Consider the following 8464-nt stretch of genomic DNA (forward strand, 5'->3'; position numbering starts at 1 on the left):
TACCCTTGACCCGAGCGAGCGTGTCGGGTCGCCCTCCAGTGGGAAACAAGGGACAACCCGGATACCGGCCCTTGACGCGGCCCGGGGCTGCCAGGCACGCTGACACCAGCAAGACACCGCGCTTGCGACGGCCACGACGTGGGTATGACAGCGGCGGCACCATCGGCCGCTGTAACCCGAGCGGCCCAGTGGGGAGTTGCGTTCTGAGCGGCCCGGCAGACCCCGGTTGACGGGGGCCGAGGCGCGCTCCGCAAACAACCTGCGGGGTGGGCTGGACAGCGGTTAGCCTCTCGGCTACACTGCTAGTTTGCGCTGCCTTCCGACTTGACCCCTGCTCGGAAATGTCCGTTTACGGATATTTCTGGTGGGGTCATTGGAGTGCACGCGTACCAGCCGTTCTGCAGCACCGGTCCTCGGAAGGACGCATCTTGGCAGCTTCCCGCCCTGCGAAGACCAGTCGTACGTCGAGCGCATTCGCTCCCCGCCGAGTTTCATTCGGCAGGATCACCGAACACCTCGAGGTCCCCAACCTCCTTGCCATTCAGAACGAGTCCTTCGACTGGCTCGTCGGCAACGAGGCTTGGCAGGGCCGGTCGGCGGACGACCCGCACGCACGATCGGGTCTCGCGGAGATCCTTGAAGAGATCAGTCCCATTGAGGACTTCTCCGGCACCATGTCGCTCTCCTTCTCAGCGCCGCGCTTCGACGAGGTCAAGGCCTCGATCGAGGAGTGCAAGGAGAAGGACCTGACCTACTGCGCTCCGCTCTTCGTGACCGCGGAGTTCACCAACAACACCACTGGCGAGATCAAGAGCCAGACGGTGTTCATGGGTGACTTCCCGATGATGACGCCCAAGGGCACCTTCGTCATCAACGGCACCGAGCGCGTCGTGGTCAGCCAGCTCGTCCGGTCTCCGGGCGTGTACTTCGACAAGCAGCCGGACAAGACCTCCGACCGCGACCTCTCCAGCGTCAAGGTCATCCCGAGTCGGGGTGCCTGGCTGGAGTTCGACATCGATAAGCGCGACACGGTCGGTGTACGTATCGACCGCAAGCGTCGGCAGGCCGTCACCGTCCTGCTCAAGGCCATCGGATGGTCGGCCGAGCGGATCCGTGAGAAGTTCGGCTGGTCCGAGCTGATGATGACCACGCTCGAGAAGGACCACATCGCCGGCGCCGACGAGGCTCTGCTCGACATCTACCGCAAGCTGCGCCCTGGCGAGCCGCCGACGCGCGAGAACGCCCAGACCCTGCTCGACAACCTCTTCTTCAACCCGAAGAGGTACGACGTCGCCAAGGTCGGGCGCTACAAGTTCAACAAGAAGCTCGAAGTTGGTGTGCCGATCACCACCGGCACGCTGACCGAGGACGACATCGTCGCCACCGTGGAGTACCTGTGCCGGCTGCACGCCGGTGAGGACGGCTACGAGGCCGACGACATCGACCACTTCGGCAACCGGCGCCTCCGTACCGTGGGCGAGCTGATCCAGAACCAGGTTCGGGTCGGCCTGTCCCGGATGGAGCGTGTCGTCCGCGAGCGGATGACCACGCAGGACGTCGAGGCGATCACCCCGCAGACCCTGATCAACATCCGCCCGGTGGTGGCGGCGATCAAGGAGTTCTTCGGGACGTCCCAGCTGTCCCAGTTCATGGACCAGACCAACCCGCTGGCGGGCCTGACCCACCGGCGTCGGCTGAGCGCGCTCGGCCCGGGTGGTCTGTCCCGGGAGCGGGCCGGCTTCGAGGTCCGTGACGTGCACCCGTCCCACTACGGCCGGATGTGCCCGATCGAGACGCCGGAAGGCCCGAACATCGGCCTGATCGGCGCGCTGTCCACCTTCGCCCGGGTCAACCCGTTCGGCTTCATCGAGACGCCGTACCGGAAGGTCGTCGAGGGTCGGGTCACCGACCAGATCGACTACCTGACCGCGGACGAGGAGGACCGGTTCGTCAAGGCCCAGGCCAACGCGCGCCTGAAGGCTGACGGCACGTTCGCCGAGGACCGGGTGCTCTGCCGTCGTAAGGGCGGCGAGACCGAGGACGTCGTCCCCGGTGCCGTCGACTACATGGACGTCTCGCCCCGGCAGATGACCTCGGTCGCGACCGCCATGATCCCGTTCCTCGAGCACGACGACGCCAACCGGGCACTGATGGGCGCGAACATGCAGCGCCAGGCGGTGCCGCTGGTCAAGGCCGAGGCGCCGCTCGTGGGTACGGGCATGGAGTACCGGGCCGCTGTCGACGCTGGCGACGTGGTGGTCGCCGAGGTCGGCGGTGTGATCGAGGATCTCTGCGCCGACTACGTCACCATCCACCAGGATGACGGCCACCGCCGGACGTACCTGCTGCACAAGTTCCGCCGCTCCAACGCCGGCTCCTGCGTCAACCAGAAGCCGGTCGTCTTCGAGGGCGACCGCGTCGAGGCCGGTCAGGTCATCGCCGACGGTCCGTGCACCGACGAGGGCGAGATGGCACTCGGACGCAACCTGCTGGTGGCGTTCATGTGCTGGGAGGGCCACAACTACGAGGACGCGATCATCCTGTCGCAGCGCCTCGTGCAGCAGGACGTGCTCACCTCGATCCACATCGAGGAGCACGAGGTCGACGCCCGGGACACCAAGCTCGGTCCGGAGGAGATCACCCGCGACATCCCGAACGTCAGCGAGGAAATGCTCGCTGACCTCGACGAGCGCGGCATCATCCGGATCGGCGCCGAGGTCGTCCCCGGTGACATCCTGGTCGGCAAGGTCACGCCCAAGGGCGAGACCGAGCTGACCCCGGAGGAGCGTCTGCTCCGCGCGATCTTCGGTGAGAAGGCGCGTGAGGTTCGGGACACCTCGCTGAAGGTGCCGCACGGCGAGACCGGCACGGTCATCGGTGTGCGCACGTTCTCCCGCGAGGACGGCGACGAGTTGCCGCCGGGTGTCAACGAGCTGGTCCGGGTCTACGTCGCCCAGAAGCGCAAGATCCAGGACGGCGACAAGCTCGCCGGCCGGCACGGCAACAAGGGTGTCATCTCGAAGATCCTGCCGATCGAGGACATGCCGTTCCTTGAGGACGGCACCCCGGTCGACATCGTGCTCAACCCGCTCGGTGTGCCGAGCCGGATGAACATCGGCCAGGTGCTGGAGACCCACCTCGGTTGGGTCGCCAAGACCGGTTGGAAGGTCGAGGGCGACGACGCCGACTGGAAGCGCCAGCTGCGCTCGATCGACGCGCACGAGTCCGAGGGCGACACCAACGTGGCCACCCCGGTCTTCGACGGTGCCCGCGAGGAGGAGATCTCCGGTCTGCTCGAGTCGACCCTGCCCAACCGGGACGGCAAGCAGCTGATCGGTCGTACCGGCAAGGCGCAGCTGTTCGATGGTCGTTCCGGCGAGCCACTGCCGGACCCGATCGCGGTCGGCTACGTCTACATCCTGAAGCTCAACCACCTGGTCGACGACAAGATCCACGCTCGTTCGACCGGTCCGTACTCGATGATCACGCAGCAGCCGCTGGGTGGTAAGGCGCAGTTCGGTGGTCAGCGTTTCGGTGAGATGGAGTGCTGGGCGATGCAGGCGTACGGCGCTGCCTACGCCCTGCAGGAGCTGCTCACGATCAAGTCCGACGACGTGCTCGGCCGAGTGAAGGTCTACGAGGCCATCGTCAAGGGCGAGAACATCCCGGAGCCGGGCATCCCGGAGTCGTTCAAGGTGCTGCTCAAGGAGCTGCAGTCGCTGTGCCTCAACGTTGAGGTGCTCTCCAGCGACGGTGTGGCCCTGGAAATGCGCGAGACCGACGACGAGGTGTTCCGGGCCGCTGAGGAGCTGGGCATCGACCTGTCCCGGCGCGAGCCGAGCTCGGTCGAAGAGGTCTGAGGTGAGCGGTCGGGGGGCGGCTCGCCGGCCCCCGACCCCACCCGAGAATTAGCAGTACAGACGACGACATAGGGGACATAGTGCTCGACGTCAACTTCTTCGACGAGCTGCGCATTGGTCTCGCCACCGCCGACGACATCCGTCAGTGGTCGCACGGCGAGGTCAAGAAGCCTGAGACGATCAACTACCGCACCCTGAAGCCGGAAAAGGACGGGCTCTTCTGCGAGAAGATCTTCGGTCCGCAGCGGGACTGGGAGTGCTACTGCGGTAAGTACAAGCGCGTCCGGTTCAAGGGCATCATCTGTGAGCGCTGCGGCGTCGAGGTGACTCGCTCCAAGGTCCGTCGTGAGCGGATGGGGCACATCGAGCTCGCCGCTCCGGTGACCCACATCTGGTACTTCAAGGGCGTTCCGAGCCGGCTGGGCTACCTGCTGGACCTCGCTCCCAAGGACCTCGAGAAGATCATCTACTTCGCCTCGTACGTCGTGACGAGCGTGGACGCGGAGTCGCGTCACCGCGACCTCTCGACGATCGAGAACGAGATCCTGGCCGAGAAGCGGCAGTCCGAGAACAGCCGCGACTCGGAGATCGAGAAGCGGGCCGCCAAGCTCGAGGCCGACCTGGCCGAGCTGGAGGCCGAGGGTGCCAAGGCGGACGTCCGGCGCAAGGTCAAGGAGGGCGGAGAGCGCGAGATGCGCCAGATCCGCGACCGGGCCCAGCGCGAGATCGACCGCCTGGACGAGGTGCTGGACACCTTCCGCAAGCTGGAGCCGAAGCAGCTGGTCACCGACGAGCTGCTCTACCGCGAGCTGCGCGACCGGTTCGGTGAGTACTTCACCGGTTCCATGGGCGCCGAGGCGATCAAGGCGCTGGTCCAGAACATGGACCTCGACGCCGAGGCCGAGAGCCTGCGGGAGACCATCCGGTCCGGTAAGGGCCAGCGGAAGATCCGGGCGCTCAAGCGACTGAAGGTCGTCGCGGCGTTCCTGAACACCCGCAACTCGCCGCTCGGCATGGTGCTGGACTGCGTCCCGGTCATCCCGCCGGACCTGCGCCCGATGGTGCAGCTCGACGGTGGCCGCTTCGCGACCTCCGACCTGAACGACCTGTACCGCCGCGTGATCAACCGGAACAACCGCCTCAAGCGGCTGATCGACCTCGGCGCGCCCGAGATCATCGTCAACAACGAGAAGCGGATGCTCCAGGAGGCCGTCGACGCACTGTTCGACAACGGCCGTCGCGGCCGGCCGGTCACCGGCCCGGGTAACCGCCCGCTCAAGTCGCTGTCCGACATGCTCAAGGGCAAGCAGGGCCGGTTCCGCCAGAACCTGCTGGGCAAGCGCGTCGACTACTCCGGCCGTTCGGTCATCGTGGTCGGTCCGAAGCTCAAGCTGCACCAGTGCGGTCTGCCCAAGCAGATGGCGCTGGAGCTGTTCAAGCCCTTCGTGATGAAGCGGCTGGTCGACCTCAACCACGCACAGAACATCAAGTCCGCCAAGCGGATGGTCGAGCGTCAGCGCCCGGTCGTGTGGGACGTGCTGGAAGAGGTCATCGGCGAGCACCCGGTGCTGCTCAACCGGGCGCCGACCCTGCACCGCCTGGGCATCCAGGCCTTCGAGCCGCAGCTGGTCGAGGGCAAGGCGATCCAGATCCACCCGCTGGTCTGCACCGCGTTCAACGCCGACTTCGACGGTGACCAGATGGCGGTGCACGTGCCGCTGTCCGCCGAGGCTCAGGCCGAGGCGCGGATCCTGATGCTGTCGTCGAACAACATCCTCAAGCCGGCCGACGGTAAGCCGGTCACCATGCCTACCCAGGACATGGTCATCGGTCTGTACCACCTCACCCACCTCACCGCCGGTGAGAAGGGCGAGGGCCGGGCGTTCAGCTCGGACGCCGAGGCGCGGATGGCCTTCGACAACGGCGAGCTGCACCTGCAGGCGCCGGTGAAGATCCGCCTGCGTGGCGTGGTCGGTGTCGACAACGGCAACGGCTCCGAGGCGTGGAGCGCCCCGGAGGGCTGGGTCGAGGGTGACCCGCTGACCGTGGAGACCACGCTGGGTCGGGTGCTGTTCAACGAGACGCTGCCGCAGGGCTACCGCTTCGTGAACTACGAGATCCGCAAGGGTCAGCTCTCCGCGATCGTCAACGACCTCGCCGAGCGCTTCCCCAAGGTGGCGCTGGCCGCCACCCTGGACGGGCTCAAGGAGGCCGGTTTCCACTGGGCCACCTGGTCCGGCGTGACGATCGGTATGGAGGACGTCATCGCTCCGCCGCGCAAGGCGGAGATCCTGGCGCGGTACGAGAAGGACGCCGACCAGATCGACAAGCAGTACCAGCGTGGTCTGATGACCGCCGAGGAGCGTCGCGGCGAGCTCATCGAGATCTGGACCAAGGCGACCAACGAGGTCGCCAAGGAGATGGACACCGCGCTGCCGCAGGAGAACCCGCTGTGGAAGATGATCAACTCGGGTGCTCGCGGTAACCTGCTCCAGCTCCGGCAGATCGCGGCGATCCGTGGTCTGGTGGCCAACCCCAAGGGCGAGATCATCCCGCGGCCGATCAAGGCCAGCTACCGGGAGGGTCTGTCCGTGCTGGAGTACTTCATCTCCACGCACGGTGCCCGTAAGGGTCTCGCCGACACCGCGCTGCGGACCGCCGACTCGGGTTACCTGACCCGTCGTCTGGTGGACGTCTCGCAGGACGTCATCATCCGCGAAGAGGACTGCGGCACCGACCGGGCGATCCCGATGCAGATCGGCGAGAAGCTGGACGGCAAGCTCGTCGTCCACACCCACGCCGAGACCAGCGTGCACGCCCGGACCCTCGCCGACGACATCAAGGGGCCGGACGGCACCGTGGTCGCCGAGCGCGGTCAGGACATCAACTCCATCGGGGTCGACAAGATCGTCGCCGCTGGTGTGGAGACGGTCCGGGTGCGCAGCGTGCTCACCTGCGAGTCGAAGCTGGGCGTCTGCGCGGCCTGCTACGGCCGGTCGCTGCCGACCGGTAAGTCGGTCGACATCGGCGAAGCGGTCGGCATCATCGCCGCCCAGTCCATCGGTGAGCCCGGTACGCAGCTGACGATGCGTACCTTCCACACCGGTGGTGTCGCGGGTGAGGACATCACCCAGGGTCTGCCGCGTGTTCAGGAAATCTTCGAGGCTCGGGTCCCGAAGGGTAAGGCGCCCATCGCCGACACCCCCGGTCGGATCCGGATCGAGGATGGCGAGCGCTCGCGGAAGATCATCGTGGTGCCGGACGACGGCAGCGAAGAGATCGTCTACGACAAGATCTCGAAGCGGGTCAAGCTCCGTACCCACGACGGCGGTCACGTCGCGGTCGGCGAGAAGCTGACCGAGGGCACCATCGACCCGCACGAGCTGCTGCGGATCATGGGTCCGCGGGCGGTCCAGGTCCACCTGACCAGTGAGGTCCAGGAGGTCTACCGCTCGCAGGGTGTGCTCATCCACGACAAGCACATCGAGATCATCATCCGCCAGATGCTCAAGCGGGTGACGGTCATCGACTCCGGCTCGACCGAGTTCCTGCCGGGTGTGCTCGTCGACCGGGCGCTGTTCGAGTCGGAGAACCGCCGGCTCGTCTCGGAGGGCGGCGAGCCCGCCGCTGGTCGTCCGGTGCTGATGGGTATCACCAAGGCCTCGCTTGCCACCGACTCCTGGCTCTCGGCGGCCTCCTTCCAGGAGACCACCCGGGTGCTGACCGACGCTGCGATCAACTCGCGCAGCGACTCGCTGGTCGGCCTCAAGGAGAACGTGATCATCGGAAAGCTCATCCCGGCCGGTACCGGCATCAGCAAGTACCGCAACGTCCGGGTGGAGCCGACCGAGGAGGCCAAGGCCAAGGTCTACTCGATGACCGGTTACCCGGAGACCGACTACGGGTTCGGGCCGGCCAGCGGGCAGGCAGTGCCGCTGGACGACTTCGACTTCGGGTCGTACCGCTAAGCACCAGTCACACGACGAGGCCCCCGGTGAAAGCCGGGGGCCTCGTCGTGTCCGTGCCCACCCACCCCCGGGCCGGGTTCGGCATGATGGGGGGATGACGATCGCACCCGGGCAGGTGTCCGTCGCCCAGCAGGGCCTGCGCCACCCGCTGGACCCGGACCCGGCCCGCGCCACGAAGGCGCGGGCGGTCTTCGCGCTGGGCCTGCTCGGCATGCTGACCGGGCTGTTCATCGGTGGCGTGGTGCCGGCCACGGTGGCCCTGCAACTGGCCCGGCAGGCGCGCCGCGAGGCGTACGCCTCGGGGGGTTTCCTGACCGGCGGCGTGTGGCTGCGACGGGGGGAGTGGATGGCCTGGACCGGCCTGGTGCTGGTCGCGGTCAGCGTGGTGGCCGCGGTGGTCATCGGGGTGGTCCGGTTGGCCGGCGCCCCGTTCGGTCATGACTACCCTGCGAACATGGACTGAGCCGCCGGTGACCGCGCCCGGCGCGGGCGGCGGTGCTCGCGGCGGTAGCCTGGCCGATGTCCGCCGTGTGGCGGTGGCGGCCTTTCGACAGGAGGACCTCGTGACGGAACCGGCGCGGCCCCCTGCGGACGAACCGGCCGGCCCGCCGGACCCGTCGGCTCCGCCATCCGAGC

Annotated in this window: 3 protein-coding genes; all 3 read left to right on the plus strand. The window is 67.2% G+C overall.

Going from position 1 to position 8464, the window contains the following annotated elements; genetic code table 11:
* The first annotated feature begins 428 nt into the window (after positions 1-428).
* The 3 genes from rpoB to DLJ58_RS21380 all read left to right on the plus strand — a co-directional run bounded on the left by rpoB (position 429) and on the right by DLJ58_RS21380 (position 8291).
* Positions 429-3860: a DNA-directed RNA polymerase subunit beta gene (gene rpoB, locus DLJ58_RS21370; protein ID WP_091402413.1), complete on the plus strand. Its 3432-nt coding sequence runs from the start codon at positions 429-431 to the stop codon at positions 3858-3860.
* 80 nt (positions 3861-3940) lie between these two features.
* Positions 3941-7828 (plus strand): DNA-directed RNA polymerase subunit beta', encoded by a 3888-nt coding sequence (locus DLJ58_RS21375; RefSeq protein ID WP_124858781.1) that lies wholly within the window; start codon positions 3941-3943, stop codon positions 7826-7828.
* A gap of 94 nt (positions 7829-7922) precedes the next feature.
* Positions 7923-8291: a hypothetical protein gene (locus DLJ58_RS21380; protein ID WP_124858782.1), complete on the plus strand. Its 369-nt coding sequence runs from the start codon at positions 7923-7925 to the stop codon at positions 8289-8291.
* Positions 8292-8464: the final 173 nt, after the last annotated feature.

Source organism: Micromonospora arida, assembly GCF_003857035.1.
GTDB classification, from domain to species: Bacteria; Actinomycetota; Actinomycetes; order Mycobacteriales; family Micromonosporaceae; genus Micromonospora; species Micromonospora arida.